The organism is Variimorphobacter saccharofermentans (genome assembly GCF_014174405.1).
GTDB classification, from domain to species: Bacteria; Bacillota; Clostridia; order Lachnospirales; family Lachnospiraceae; genus Mobilitalea; species Mobilitalea saccharofermentans.
Genome location: NZ_JACEGA010000001.1, coordinates 2,184,269 through 2,197,842 on the forward strand (window position 1 = coordinate 2,184,269; position 13,574 = coordinate 2,197,842).

Consider the following 13,574-nt stretch of genomic DNA (forward strand, 5'->3'; position numbering starts at 1 on the left):
CCTTCCAGTTGTATACATTTTATTATGAATCATATTATCACTAATCAAATAAGTTAAAACTATATTTGAAGAATTATCATTTTGCTCTATTGTAAATAAAATTAATCTGTTAATCCATTCTCTGAAAAATCCGAATTATCCTTTTGATTAACCCGCCCGGCTATGGTTTCGGGAAGTAATGAAGATAATATCAGATGACCACTTTCCGTGACAATCACTGCTTTCGTTCTTCTACCACAGGTGGCATCAATTGCCATCCCACTGTCCTTAGCTGACTGTACCATCCGCTTAATAGGAGCGGCTTCCGGGCTGATAATACTAATAATTTTACTACTATTTACAACATTTCCAAATCCCACATTCACTAGCTTACTCAAAGTTATTCCTCATTTCAAACTTATCTATTCGATATTCTGGATTTGTTCACGAACCTTTTCGATTTCTGTTTTTAAATCAATAGCCCAATTAGTAACTTCAAGATCATTTGCCTTTGATAGAATAGTATTGGCTTCTCGGTTCATTTCCTGAGCGATAAAATCAAGCTTTCTACCGATATTATCACTATCGTTCAGGGTATCCTTCATAGTAAGGATATGACTTCTAAGTCGAACAGTCTCTTCGTCCACACATATTTTATCAGCAAATATGGTAACCTCAGTTGCCAGGATACTTTCATCTATCTTTGTATCACCTAATAATTCTGCCACCTTATTTAAAAGCTTATTTCGGTACTCGGTCACAATATCCGGTGCTCTGCTTTCAATCTTATCAACCAGGTGGAGCATACCATCCAGCTTCGCGATCATATCCTCTTTCAGACGTTCTCCTTCAGTAATTCGAGTTTCAACAAATTTGCCTGCAGCTGTTCTGACCGCTTCTTCAACCAGGGTCCACAGCTCCTTTTCATCAATCGTTTGTTCTTCCAGCGTAAATACTTCCGGATATCTTGATAACGTCGAAACACGGATGTCATTCTCAATTCCAAATTCTTTGCTCATCTTGTCAAGATTCTCAAAATAGTCTCTTGCTAAATCTGCATTATATTTTACACATACATTATTTTCTGTATAATCTTCGTATGTAATAAAAATATCTATCTTACCTCTTCCGATATATTGCTTTAATACATTTCGGATTCCTGCCTCAAAAAAGCTAAGTTTTTTCGGGAGTTTAATAGAAATATCACAATATCTGTGATTTACCGCTTTCATTTCTACTGTAATTTTACGGTTTTCATCAGCAATCTCACTTCTCCCAAAGCCTGTCATACTTTTTAACATAAGGGCTTCACTCTCTCATTTAATCTACATGGTAGCTTAATCTGCCATATAAGAAGTATTCTTAATTCACATATAAACTCAAATATTATATTCAATTAATTATAAATGAAATAGTATGACAAGTCAATAAGTGAATTGTACTGAACGCAGTTTTGCACCGCGTAAATAGTACATAGGACTCTAATGGATAAAATCCAAGTACGACGGGTGCAAATACTCCGTTATAGATTAGGTTAAGACTACCTATATCATCCATATTTATACTGCAATTAATAGCGTATCATATCCCTGTGATCGAAGTCTTCGTTCTAAATCAGCTGCCTCATCCAAATTGGAGAAATTACCAACCTGTATTGAATAAAAATCTCCCTGTCTGACAATCTCTGCCTGATATCCTTCATATAATAATCGGTTTAAAAGGTTTAATGCATTATTGTAGTCTCGAAATAATCCTACCTGTACGCGATATCGGTAATCTAATCCAAGATTCTGGGCTTGTAATTGAAACGTCTTTAATATCCCATGGGCAATGGCCTGGGCTGTTTCTTCAAATTTTTCATCATAGTCCAGATTTTGATGATTGGGGCCGAATACTCCTAATATAAGATTTATACTTGGAATTGTATTATGTTGTTCTACATCAAGATTGTCCGAAACCTGAATAATACCTAAATTATTGTACCCCATATTCTCTAATTCAAAATTAATATTTCTGGAAGCAAGCTTTTCCATTTCGCTTGGATTTACTATAATTACTTCTGTTCCTGGATATGGGGGGATCCCGACATTAGGGACTCTGTGAATACCGAGATAAAGATTTCCCTCTGATGTCTCTATGATATTCTGTATTTCTTCATCAGTTTGTGAAACATCAGTAGTTCTTGTATAAATCACCTCTACACCATAATTACTTAAGATCTCACCAACTGCTAAAGCCAATTTCAGATTTTCATTCTTTTCCATGCGATCCTTATATACTATTCCGGTGTCCTCTCCACCATGACCAGGTTCAATCACAATTCTTACCCTTTCATTCTCCAATTGAAATGGTTTAAATTTGTAGGGTGATATTCTTATCCCTTCCAGTCTGCAGGTGCACCCCAATATTTTTGACATAATTATTCATCCCCAATAATCCCAATGGTGTTCTTTTCATTATATGAACTCTGATATAAAAAGTTGCCATCAAATCCATCTGAGAATGAGTAATTCTAATTGAAACTTAATTTGAACCCTCTTCATGTGAATAGTATAATATTGTAAAGGAATTTCTAAGAAGGGATTACTTGAAAGATATGGATAACCATTTGATATAACTGATAGTAAAGATATAAGAAAGAAAAGGTGATTTGTATGATGTTTTGGAATAGAGTTGAATTATATAACGGATATTCATTAAAAGAGTTCAGTGAACTAAAATCGTCCCTTGCGAATGCAGGAATTCGATATGATTATAAAATGATAAATAACTACCGTCATAGAGCCGTATTGGGATCCTTCGGACAAGCTTCAAAATTTTCCGTTCATTATTATTTATATGTACATCAAAAAGATTACGATAATGCAATGTTTTTAACTTCTAATCGAAATCGTTAAGAAATTTTTGATAATCACTTAAGTTATATAAGATATTAGCAAATCGAATATAGTTGTAATAAAGTAAGGCACTCTACTGTTCTTCCCGCTGTTAACAGCGATTTAAAAGAACTGCTGAGTGCCTTAAATAATAGAAAGTATGTCTTATTAACTATCAATTATCATGAATAAAATTACTATTCAGCAAACATTACAGTGGATAAATATCTTTCTCCGGTATCAGGTAATATAACCACAATTTTCTTACCAGAGTTCTCAGATCTTTTTGCCACCTGTGTTGCTGCCCAAAGTGCTGCTCCAGAGGAGATACCTACCAGAACACCTTCCTTTTTAGCAATTACTCTGCCAGTTTCAAATGCATCCTCATTTGTAACGGTAATAATTTCATCATAGATTTTCGTATTGAGTGTGTTTGGTACAAACCCAGCACCGATTCCCTGAATCTTATGTGCTCCTGGTCGACCTTGTGATAAAACAGGAGAATCAGCAGGTTCTACTGCAACCACCTTTACATTTGGATTCTTAGATTTTAAGTATGCTCCAACACCGGATATGGTACCACCAGTACCAATTCCTGCTACTAGGATATCAACATCTCCATCGGTGTCCTCCCATATTTCTACACCAGTAGTCTCCTCATGTACCTTCGGATTGTTCGGATTTTCAAATTGTGAAGGGATGAAGCTATTCGGTGTACTTTCATTCAATTCTTTCGCCTTCTCGATAGCTCCCTTCATTCCTTTGGTTCCTTCCGTAAGGATAAGCTCTGCACCATATGCTTTCATTAGAGTTCTACGCTCAATACTCATTGTTTCCGGCATTGTAATGATTAATTTTAAGCCATAGCTTGCACATACACTTGCTAATCCGATACCGGTATTACCACTAGTGGGTTCAATAATAACTGTGTCCTGGTTAATTTGGCCACTCTTCAATGCTTCCTCTATCATTTTCTTAGCAATGCGATCCTTTACACTACCTCCTGGATTGAAATATTCCAGTTTTGCAATAATTGTAGCTGATAAGCCTTGACTCTTGTTATAGTTTACCAGTTCCAATAAAGGAGTCTTTCCAACTAATTCTGTAATTTTTTTCTTAATGTTCGCCATAAAATATTACCTACCTTTCTAAATAAAATTCCATACATATTATTACTTCTTATTATAAGTTTACTCAGCTATAATGTTCAAACTCAACTATTTCTCATTAAATGCCTGCTCCAGATCTTCAATGATGTCGTCGATATGCTCCGTTCCTATGGATAATCGAATGGTATTAGGCTTTATTCCGGAAGCCTCCAGTTCCTCCGCATTCATTTGAGAATGGGTAGTACTTGCTGGGTGGATCACCAGTGATTTAACATCCGCTACATTCGCTAACAATGAGAAAATCTGCAGGTGATCAATAAATGCTTTTGCATCATCTGCATTTCCATCTATTTCAAAGGTAAAAATTGATCCTGCACCATTGGGGAAATAACGTTGATACAGCTCATTATATGGATTATCCGGCAATGATGGATGGTTTACCTTTAGTACCTTTGGATGTTTATTGAGATACTCCACAACCTTTAATGCATTCTCCACATGTCTTTCCACTCTTAATGAAAGAGTCTCCAAGCCTTGCAAGAATAAAAAGGAATGGAAAGGACTGATTGTAGAACCAGTGTCTCTCATTAATGTTACTCTGATTTTAATAATATATGCTAAATTGCCGACTGCTTTTGTGAATTGTACTCCATGATAACTAGGATTTGGTTCTGTAAGAGACGGGAACTTTCCTGATGCTTCCCAATCAAATTTACCACTGTCAATAATCACTCCACCAATAGTGGTACCATGACCTCCAATAAATTTAGTTGCAGAATGTACTACCACGTCCGCTCCATACTCTATTGGACGTAATAAATAGGGAGTAGCAAAGGTATTATCAACAATCAAAGGGATACCGTGCTTATGTGCAATTGCTGCCACTTTCTCAATATCAATAACGTTAGAGTTCGGATTTCCCAAGCTTTCTATAAAAATAGCCTTTGTATTATCTTGAATCGCTTTTTCAAAGTTATTGGTATCATCCGGATTAACAAAAGTAGTTGTAATTCCGAAATCTGTCAGCGTATGAGCAAATAGATTGTATGTACCTCCATACACTGTTTGTGCAGATACAATATGATCACCGGCATGTGCAATATTCTGAATAGCATATGTGATTGCTGCCGCTCCTGATGAGGTTGCGAGAGCAGCAACTCCTCCCTCCAAAGCTGCAATTCTTTGTTCAAATACATCGGAGGTGGGATTCATTAATCTGGTGTAAATATTACCGCCTTCGCTTAAGTTAAATCTGCCTTCTGCTTGTGCTGAATTAGCAAATACATAGGATGACGTCTGATAAATCGGAACACTTCTTGCTCCTGTTGCGCTGTCCGGATTCTCTTGACCTGCATGTAGCTGTAATGTTTCAAATCTTAACTTTTTTTCATATGCCATATTGAACCTCCATTCTGCCGTAGACAGGTTGATTGTAGTATTTTCAACCTTTTTGCAATGTTTTATTGATATCAATTTCTTATTTCTAGTATTCATACTGTATTAGTATGAATTAATAGATTGTAATAATCATATCTCTCTTATTTCTATTTGTCAAGAAATATTTGCTAAATTTTTTAGATCATGTCTAAGTACTGAAGAAGAACAGATATGATGTGTGTAGAAATATTTCCATAACGGATTATATTCTTCCTACATCCTAATCTGTTCTTCTCTGTGACTGTGGTAAATTCCTTGCTTAAATAGAATAATCAAAAGGTACCATACTCATCTGTTTGTCAACGAGATCTTGTAAGGTAATACGATCGACTACTGAAGTAATGGCATCATACAATTCCTTCCAGACAAACTTAGTAACACAACTACTTTGTCGATTACACTCTTGCAGTTCATCATCAAGGCAATCAATGGGAGCAAGACTCCCTTCTGTTAATCGAAGAATCATACCTACAGTATATTCAGATGGATCCTTAGCCAATCTATAACCACCTTGGGCTCCTCGAACACTTCTTACATAGCCCGCACGATTTAATAACGATATAATTTGCTCCAGATACTTTTCTGATATTTCCTGTCTTGCTGCTATGCTTTTAATTGTGATATACTCTCCGGTATTATTGACAGCAAGATCAAGCATAAGTCTTAAGGCGTATCTTCCCTTTGTCGATATTTTCATGGCATTACCTCCTTCGTTTCTCATTTTATACCACTATAATACTATAAGTTTAATAGGAATTCAACTATCTCTATTTATTTATTGTTTTTTATATAAAATATTTGATCAATACTCTTTTCATCAATTTATAAATTTCATACCAAATCACTGCTAAAAGTGCTATGACTAATACATAAAACACGTAACGTGGTGGTAAGGGTGCCAGACGCAGATATTGATTAATCGGACTATATACCATTACACACAATGATAATACTATGATAAAATTAACTACCCATATTACTTTATCCTTCCTTGTATTCAGCAAAGTTCTTATGATGGATTCAGTATCCGAGCTGTTTACTGAAACAAGAAAAATATTCGATAATACCAGTACGGTAAAGCCTGATGTTCTGGCAACCTCCGGTGACGCACCATTCTTTAGCAAATAATAGAACAACCCAAATGAAGCAATAAAAATTATAATTCCTTGAAGAATACATCTCATAAACCGACTGGGTGAAAGCAATCTTTCATTTATGTTTCTAGGAGGCTTGTTCATAATGGTTTCTTCAGCTGGTAATCGTTCCAGAGTAATCGAACAGGTTGGATTCATGACAAGTTCCAGCAATACAATATGCAATGGAAGTAGCATTAAAGAATCCGGAGATATTTTTAATAAAGGTACAACAAAAGAAATAAGTGCAATAGGTATATGAATCGTTAATACATAGCAAATTGCTTTGATGATATTTTGGTAGATACGTCTTCCATCTTCAATTGCTCCCAATACTGTTGGAAAATTATCATCCAGTAAAATTACATCAGCCGCTTCTCTGCATACCTCATTCCCGTCCTTTCCCATAGCAATCCCTATATCAGCCATCTTTTGAGCAGGCGAATCATTGACTCCATCCCCTGTCATCGCAACAACATATCCATTCTCCTTCAAAGCTTTTACAATTCTCATCTTATGAAGCGGCAGAACTCTGGCATATATATTACATTCCTTTACCTTTTCTCTTAATTCCATATCATTCAATTTTGATAATTCATCACCCGTCATTACCTTTAATTCACTCGTGATACCTACCTGTTTTGCAATCTCAGACGCCGTATTCGGATGATCTCCGGTAATCATGACAATACGAATCCCTGCCTTCTTACATACCCCTATATCCCTTTTAATATTGTCCCTTGGCGGATCATTCAGGCCGATGATGCCTCGCAGGAATAACCGACATTCCAAAAGGTTTTCTGGAATGTCCTCCATATTAGAAGTCGTTCTATCCGCCACCGCAATTACTCTAAGTCCTCTTCCAGTAAACTTTCGAATTACATTCTTCACTTCTGATTCCAAATCCTTATATAGATTACATAGAGAAAGAATTGTCTCCGGAGATCCCTTCGCTACAATTACGAAATGATTCTCCTCCTGCCATACCTGTCCCATGGCTTTTAATTCATTGGTAAATGGATATTCCTTTATCAGTACGGGCTTATTTTCAATAATATTACAAGCTTTTAACCCCGTCTCCTTCTCTTTGCATTGATAGCAAAGTTGATCACCAAAATCCAGTAAGGCTTTTTCCAAAGGATCACAGGTTCCAGTCTTGCAAGCCACAGCCAACGCCTTGCAGAATCTTCCTCCCGACTGTCTATTGATATAACAATCCGAAACCTGCATTTTGTTTTGAGTAATCGTACCTGTCTTATCCATACATAATGCAGAGATGGCACCCAATGTCTCAACAGAAGGTAAGTGTCGAATTAATGTATTTTTCCTTGCCAGCCTTAAGGCTCCCATGGAGAAAAATACAGTCATAATTACCGGAAATTCACCAGGAACCATGGATAAAGCCAATACAATTCCAGCAAGTGCACTATGGATGATCCGTTCCATTATTGCCCCTTCCGTAAGATTATAAAAGGTGGCTAATCCAACCAGAATAAAGAGTACACTCGCAAATATAGTACACTGTTTCGCCAGTCTTCTCATTTGCTTCTGTAATAATGAATTTTCGAAGCTCTCTTTCTTAAGTTCCTCTGCTATTTTACCGTATTCCGTATGATCTCCTATTTTATCAACAATCAGAATTCCACTCCCCAATATAACGCAGGTTCCCGAATAACAATAATTCCTTTGATAAAAGAATGTATCATGCATAGCCTCCTCATGTCTTGAAGTTATTGCATATTTTAATATTCCTACTGATTCTCCAGTTAGAATACTCTCATCAATACAAAGTCCATTGGCTTCTACTAAATATCCATCCGCTGGTATTTTCATTCCTTCTGTTATTCGTATAACATCTCCGGGCACCAGCTCTGTACTGGAAATTAAGAATTCTGTACCTTCCCGGATTACCCGCACCTTCGGTGAAGTTATCTCTCTTAATTTACTTAATGTGTTACCTGTTCTGACATCCTGTAACACATCTATTCCGATTACCAATATAACAAATGCAATCATGACTGCTCCTTCAACCGATTCACCCAATATAAAATAAATAACAGCAGAAAAAGCTAATAAAACATAAATTGGTTCTGATAATATGTGTTTCACTCTTTGACGAATTCTACCTTTGTTGTTCTTAGTAATCTCATTCTTGCCGTATCTTTGTTGTAGAGTATCTACTTCCTTCCATGTTAAACCACTTTGATCCATGACGTTACCTCCTAAGATAAAGGCAATGCATATGGCAAATGTGTCCGCAAACAGAAAATGCCTGCGGAACACATAGAGTAAACTACTGTCCCACAGGCATAATATCCTGTTGCTGAATGTCAGCCCGGCCGCACGATAATCCGGTAAAATTACGTCGCCTGATCAGATTGTACTGTAGATTGGCAGATAAGTGCCTATGCAGTGCAAGGTGATTTCTATACTTCATCTTATGCGAGACTGACATCATGGTTACAAAATATTCATTTTATAAATCTTGGTATCTTCGGTAATTTATCCGATGACGTGCATGGGCCGAGGGATATGGTATTCCTTCCGGCTCATAAGGATTACTACATGGAGCATTGTTTGATTGCTTAAAGCATAGAAACCAATCCAAACAATAGGTATCATTCTGAATCTGCTCCACACGTTCCCTTGCAGCATTACAGCTACCGGGTGCTGGAAGAATTACGTCATCACCCGGAGCCCAGTTTGCTGGTGTAGCTACTTTCTCACAATCTGCCTTCTGTAGAGCAATTATCATCCGTTTTAACTCATTCATGTTTCTTCCTGTTGTAGCAGGATAATATAATATAGCACGAATGATCCCATCAGGGTCAATGATATATACTGCTCTTACCGTCTGCGTTCCCGAATAACCAGGATGCAGCATCCCGTATTTTCTTGCAATCTCCATAGAAATATCTGCAATAAGCGGAAAAGTAACGTCAATATGCTTCATATCCTTCCAGGCAAGCTCTCTGATCTTTCTAAGCCAGGCTATATGAGAATATATGGAATCAATCGATAATCCAACTAATTCCGTATTTAATAACTGAAATTCTTTCATCATGGAAGCAAATGTCATGAATTCTGTTGTACATACCGGTGTAAAATCGGCCGGATGGCTAAATAGAATAACCCATTTCCCCCGATAATCTTCTGGGAAATTGATATCTCCCTGAGTCGTAACAGCATGAAAAGAAGGTGCTTTATCTCCAATCAGAGGCATCCTGTATCCGTGATTATCCTCCATACGAAACTCCTTATATAGTACTATAATAAATGATATGATAAGGAATGATATGCTGCTACTAAAGTATTTGATTAATCTTCTAAAACCTTTCCATCGGTACTTATCGTGATAACTCTCCAGGGTATCAGCTTATTGCTATTTGATAATGCCATCTTCACTGCTTGAACAATTCCACCACAGCATGGTACTTCCATACGAATTATGGTTATGCTGTTAATCTCATTCATGGTTAATATCTGTGTCAGTTTTTCAGAATAATCCACCTCATCCAGCTTAGGGCAACCGATTAATGTAATCTTGTTTTTCATGAAAGAGTGAAAATCAGCATATGCATAAGCCGTACAATCTGCTGCGATTAGTAAATTGGCATTTTGAAAATAGGGTGCATTGGGTGGAACTAGTTGAATTTGTACTGGCCACTGTCTTAACATGGAAGGGGAGGCTTCCTTAGTCTTTGTCTGTAGTGTCTCTCGTTTCTCATTCTGATGTAGGTTCATTACTCTGGATCCGGGACAACCCTGTAATGCATGCTGCGTTCCCTTAGCCTCATTCTGCTTGTTTTGCTGCAATTGCTTTTGAAGAATATTTCGTTGTACCTCTTCCTCGTTATATTCCAGTGCTTCCCGTTCTTCAAAACTAATTGCATTGGTAGGACATACCGGGAGGCAATTGCCCAGTCCATCACAATAATCATCCCGTAATAGCTTAGCTTTGCCATCTACTAACCCTATGGCGGACTCATGACAGGCATTTACACACAATCCACATCCATTACACAAATCTTCATTAATTTTTATTATTTTTCTTATCATATTGACCTCCAGGTTATTAGCGTTCTTTATTTAAGACCATTATAGCAAACCTGAATGACCAAAGTGTAGCTTTGGCTACATTATAATTAGATTTAGCTGATTCCTTTTAAGAGAGAAAAACTGACTGAAGTAACAGTAAATAAGGGCCATGCATTCAAGGCTCCTACTCGTATTACAACAGTCAGTATACATCTTACCATTTATTATATTAGGTTGTTCTTATGATTATTTTTCGTTATTAGGATACTTCTTTTGCTCCTTCTGTTTTTCTATATAGCATTGATAACACATTGCTGTATAGCGGTCATTGCCACCAAGTAAGATCTGCTCTCCTTCGGTTATGATATTACCATTCTCATCCAGTCGAACATTTACGGTAGCTTTCTTCCCGCAGGAGCATATCGTCTTGATCTCAGTGATGGAGTCTGCTATTTCAAGCAGTCTTTTACTTCCGGGAAACATCCTTGTCCGAAAATCCGTACGAAGTCCGAAACACAATCCTCCCTTAAAATGTTATTATAATATATTTTATTCGAAACACCGTATTAAATACGAAAATTTCCGAATAAACTCTATAGTTGAATGATACCATATATGGACAAATTATTCAATACTACCACAAGATTAAATATCCTTTAATCTTTTTACAATGATGGAACCTAATATACCGATTACTGTTCCGGTTATTGCTCCTGATATTAGCAAAATCGGCAGATAATATGCAATATTAATGTTATCTACAATAATGATTGACATCAGAATTTGTCCAATATTATGGGATACTCCTCCGATAATACTTACACCAACAATACTAAGTTTTTTACTCTTTTGAAATATTATCATTAATATTACGCTAAGTAGTCCTCCTGCAAGACTGAATAGCATGGTGGAAGGATTTCCGAAGGTAAAACCAACCAGAATAATACGAATAATGGATAATACGAATGCTTCTTTGACACCCATTACAAATAAAGCCGTTATTACTACTAAATTAGCCAAACCCACCTTGATACCCGGAACTGGTACTGGTAAGAGAAATAAAGACTCAATATAGCTTAAAATAAATGCAAGTGCTACAAGCAAACCATAGGTTGCAATCTTCTTTGGTTTCATTATATTCTCCATTCTTCTGAACATCGTTAATATGGTGCCAGTATAGTATTCTTAAAGTAACTTAATGTATCATTGTATCTATTTATTGTGCGATAATATCCACATCATTTTCTTTACCATCTATCACTTCAATCACGACCTTATTCGGGAGGCAGACGATTGTTTCATGGTTATAATGAATCTTATTGTGCTTAACACAGAGTTTGTCCGGACAGCTTGCATCAAGCATATCCACGTATCCATCTTTAATCTCAAAGGAGTTCCATTCTCCGTTCTCTCCTTTGATTGTATAGGATTTATTTTCACTTAAGCTCAAGGTGTCATATTCCTTGCCATTCACCGTTATTCGAACAGTACTCCCCTCATCCTTGGTTATATTCCAATAGATCATTGCTGCTAGTCCTAATAACAGTACGATCCCTATTAAAATGAAATCGTTCTTTTTTATCATAGTATAACCATACCTTTCCATCGGCTAAAAGCTTCAAATTCACTCGTTTACTTTCTTATTTATTTGTAGCAAACCAAGGTTACTTGACAATAGTAATATCAACCCGATTAATTGTCAAGCAAGCTTCACAGCATTGTAGTATATAAAGACAGGTAAATATATCCTTCCATGTTTAGCTTTTTCAATTTATCTCCATACTATATTTAACTGTACCACATTAAAATAATGGTATCTTGTAAATATCAGAAACAGTAATTGAAAGAGGAACGAGTATGAATAATCTTAATCGTAAATCATTTACCACAAACTTCCTTATCAAAGTCCCCAATATACGATTATTCTTAATCTGTATCACCATTCTTACAGTAGTAACTGGCTGTAGCTCTCATGAAGAGATAATGCATAAGATTAAAACTAATGATTATATCACAAAAACGGAACTTCTTCTAAACACAGTAGTAACCATTAATCTGTATGATAAACAGGATGAGGACATATTGGAGGAATGCTTTGATATCATCAGAAAATACGAGGCGATTTATTCACGAACTATGGAAAGTAGTGAATTATACGCCGTGAATCAGGGCATCGCTCCACATACCGGCTTAACCTATTCCATATCGGATCAATTGGCTGATCTGATAGAATATGGTTTGTATTATAGTGAATTAGGACAAGGAGCATTTGATATATCCATTGCTCCCATTACCTCTCTCTGGAATTTCACCTCAGGAATTACCCAATTACCTGATCCAATAACGCTTCAAAATGCTCTGACCTATGTAAATTACAGAAATATAAAACTGGAAGGAAACCTTCTTACTTATGCAAAGAAAGGAACTCAACTTGATCTAGGTGCTATAGCAAAAGGTTATATTGCTGACCGTGTTAAGGAATACTTAATATCCATGGACGTTCATAGTGCTATGATCAATCTGGGAGGTAATATCGTATGTTTGGGAGAAAAACCCGATGGTACCCCATTTCACATCGGCATCCAGAAACCATTTGCTGACCGTAATGAAACCCTGGCAGTTATGGATATCCGTGACCGTTCTGTTGTTACCTCCGGAATATATGAACGTTTCTTTGTTCTGGATGGAATAACCTATCATCATATTATAAATCCCAAAACCGGCTATCCGTACAGGAATGAACTGATCTCCATAACAATTATATCGAATGCATCCGTTGATGGCGACGGTTTAAGTACTCTCTGCTTTGCTCTTGGTCTTGAAAAAGGACTGGAATTAATTAAAAGCCTCCCGGATACGTATGCAATATTTATCACAAAGGATTATGAAACATACTATTCAGAAGGCTTTCTTGATACGATTCTATTACATGATTAAGGTACCAATAGTATAAATACAATTCAATGAATATTAGTAAATATACTAAGATGGCGAAGACGAAC

Annotated in this window: 14 protein-coding genes and 1 riboswitch; of the genes, 2 read left to right on the forward strand and 12 right to left on the reverse strand. The window is 36.5% G+C overall.

The features are described from left to right. Nucleotides 1-101: 101 nt before the first annotated feature. The 3 genes from H0486_RS09595 to H0486_RS09605 all read right to left on the reverse strand — a co-directional run bounded on the left by H0486_RS09595 (nt 102) and on the right by H0486_RS09605 (nt 2,396). Nucleotides 102-377, reverse strand: a complete 276-nt coding sequence (locus H0486_RS09595) for a DUF370 domain-containing protein (RefSeq protein ID WP_267023647.1) — start codon at nt 375-377, stop codon at nt 102-104. 24 nt (nt 378-401) lie between these two features. After that, nucleotides 402-1,280: a YicC/YloC family endoribonuclease gene (locus tag H0486_RS09600; RefSeq protein WP_228352794.1), complete on the reverse strand. Its 879-nt coding sequence runs from the start codon at nt 1,278-1,280 to the stop codon at nt 402-404. 258 nt (nt 1,281-1,538) lie between these two features. Further along, entirely contained in the window at nt 1,539-2,396 is an 858-nt protein-coding gene (locus H0486_RS09605) for an N-acetylmuramoyl-L-alanine amidase (protein ID WP_228352795.1), read from the reverse strand. A 237-nt stretch (nt 2,397-2,633) separates the two neighbouring features. Here H0486_RS09605 and H0486_RS09610 point away from each other — a divergent pair, with 237 nt between their 5' ends. Next, nucleotides 2,634-2,876, forward strand: coding sequence for a hypothetical protein (locus tag H0486_RS09610; protein ID WP_228352796.1), 243 nt, complete (start codon nt 2,634-2,636; stop codon nt 2,874-2,876). Between the two features lie 176 nt (nt 2,877-3,052). On the opposite strand, the gene cysK is transcribed toward H0486_RS09610, so the two are convergent. From cysK to H0486_RS09655, 9 genes are all read right to left on the reverse strand, one after another. Beyond that, nucleotides 3,053-3,985, reverse strand: coding sequence for a cysteine synthase A (gene cysK / locus H0486_RS09615; RefSeq protein WP_228352797.1), 933 nt, complete (start codon nt 3,983-3,985; stop codon nt 3,053-3,055). Between the two features lie 87 nt (nt 3,986-4,072). Then, a complete protein-coding gene (locus H0486_RS09620; RefSeq protein WP_228352798.1) occupies nt 4,073-5,362 on the reverse strand; it encodes an O-acetylhomoserine aminocarboxypropyltransferase/cysteine synthase family protein in 1,290 nt (429 codons plus the stop codon). Nucleotides 5,363-5,660: 298 nt separating this feature from the next. Next, entirely contained in the window at nt 5,661-6,098 is a 438-nt protein-coding gene (locus tag H0486_RS09625; protein ID WP_228352799.1) for an RrF2 family transcriptional regulator, read from the reverse strand. An 88-nt stretch (nt 6,099-6,186) separates the two neighbouring features. Then, on the reverse strand, nt 6,187-8,745 hold the full coding sequence (locus H0486_RS09630) for a cation-translocating P-type ATPase (RefSeq protein WP_228352800.1): 2,559 nt from the start codon (nt 8,743-8,745) through the stop codon (nt 6,187-6,189). An 83-nt stretch (nt 8,746-8,828) separates the two neighbouring features. Continuing rightward, nucleotides 8,829-8,921, reverse strand: a riboswitch (NiCo riboswitch). 89 nt (nt 8,922-9,010) lie between these two features. Then, the gene (locus H0486_RS09635) at nt 9,011-9,781 is read right to left on the reverse strand and encodes a peroxiredoxin (RefSeq protein ID WP_228352801.1); all 771 of its coding nucleotides are present in this window, start codon (nt 9,779-9,781) and stop codon (nt 9,011-9,013) included. 71 nt (nt 9,782-9,852) lie between these two features. Continuing rightward, nucleotides 9,853-10,593 carry an ATP-binding protein gene (locus tag H0486_RS09640; protein ID WP_228352802.1) on the reverse strand — a complete coding sequence of 247 codons (741 nt, stop codon included), beginning with the start codon at nt 10,591-10,593 and terminating at the stop codon, nt 9,853-9,855. Between the two features lie 225 nt (nt 10,594-10,818). After that, complete coding sequence (locus H0486_RS09645; RefSeq protein WP_228352803.1) at nt 10,819-11,091, reverse strand: thymidine kinase; 273 nt, start codon at nt 11,089-11,091, stop codon at nt 10,819-10,821. Nucleotides 11,092-11,217: 126 nt separating this feature from the next. Then, complete coding sequence (locus H0486_RS09650) at nt 11,218-11,706, reverse strand: Gx transporter family protein (RefSeq protein ID WP_228352804.1); 489 nt, start codon at nt 11,704-11,706, stop codon at nt 11,218-11,220. A gap of 82 nt (nt 11,707-11,788) precedes the next feature. Continuing rightward, entirely contained in the window at nt 11,789-12,157 is a 369-nt protein-coding gene (locus H0486_RS09655) for a NusG domain II-containing protein (RefSeq protein ID WP_228352805.1), read from the reverse strand. Between the two features lie 272 nt (nt 12,158-12,429). Between H0486_RS09655 and H0486_RS09660 the strand changes: the two genes are divergently transcribed. Beyond that, nucleotides 12,430-13,509 (forward strand): FAD:protein FMN transferase, encoded by a 1,080-nt coding sequence (locus tag H0486_RS09660; RefSeq protein WP_228352806.1) that lies wholly within the window; start codon nt 12,430-12,432, stop codon nt 13,507-13,509. Nucleotides 13,510-13,574: the final 65 nt, after the last annotated feature.

What these genes read in the sequence shown, in the direction of transcription:
- H0486_RS09610 (WP_228352796.1), top strand. Translation starts at nt 2,634, where the DNA reads ATGATGTTTTGGAATAGAGTTGAATTATATAACGGATATTCATTAAAA.
- H0486_RS09605 (WP_228352795.1), bottom strand. Translation starts at nt 2,396, where the DNA reads ATGTCAAAAATATTGGGGTGCACCTGCAGACTGGAAGGGATAAGAATA.
- H0486_RS09625 (WP_228352799.1), bottom strand. Translation starts at nt 6,098, where the DNA reads ATGAAAATATCGACAAAGGGAAGATACGCCTTAAGACTTATGCTTGAT.
- H0486_RS09650 (WP_228352804.1), bottom strand. Translation starts at nt 11,706, where the DNA reads ATGAAACCAAAGAAGATTGCAACCTATGGTTTGCTTGTAGCACTTGCA.
- cysK (WP_228352797.1), bottom strand. Translation starts at nt 3,985, where the DNA reads ATGGCGAACATTAAGAAAAAAATTACAGAATTAGTTGGAAAGACTCCT.
- H0486_RS09630 (WP_228352800.1), bottom strand. Translation starts at nt 8,745, where the DNA reads ATGGATCAAAGTGGTTTAACATGGAAGGAAGTAGATACTCTACAACAA.
- H0486_RS09600 (WP_228352794.1), bottom strand. Translation starts at nt 1,280, where the DNA reads ATGTTAAAAAGTATGACAGGCTTTGGGAGAAGTGAGATTGCTGATGAA.
- H0486_RS09655 (WP_228352805.1), bottom strand. Translation starts at nt 12,157, where the DNA reads ATGATAAAAAAGAACGATTTCATTTTAATAGGGATCGTACTGTTATTA.
- H0486_RS09660 (WP_228352806.1), top strand. Translation starts at nt 12,430, where the DNA reads ATGAATAATCTTAATCGTAAATCATTTACCACAAACTTCCTTATCAAA.
- H0486_RS09640 (WP_228352802.1), bottom strand. Translation starts at nt 10,593, where the DNA reads ATGATAAGAAAAATAATAAAAATTAATGAAGATTTGTGTAATGGATGT.
- H0486_RS09620 (WP_228352798.1), bottom strand. Translation starts at nt 5,362, where the DNA reads ATGGCATATGAAAAAAAGTTAAGATTTGAAACATTACAGCTACATGCA.
- H0486_RS09635 (WP_228352801.1), bottom strand. Translation starts at nt 9,781, where the DNA reads ATGGAGGATAATCACGGATACAGGATGCCTCTGATTGGAGATAAAGCA.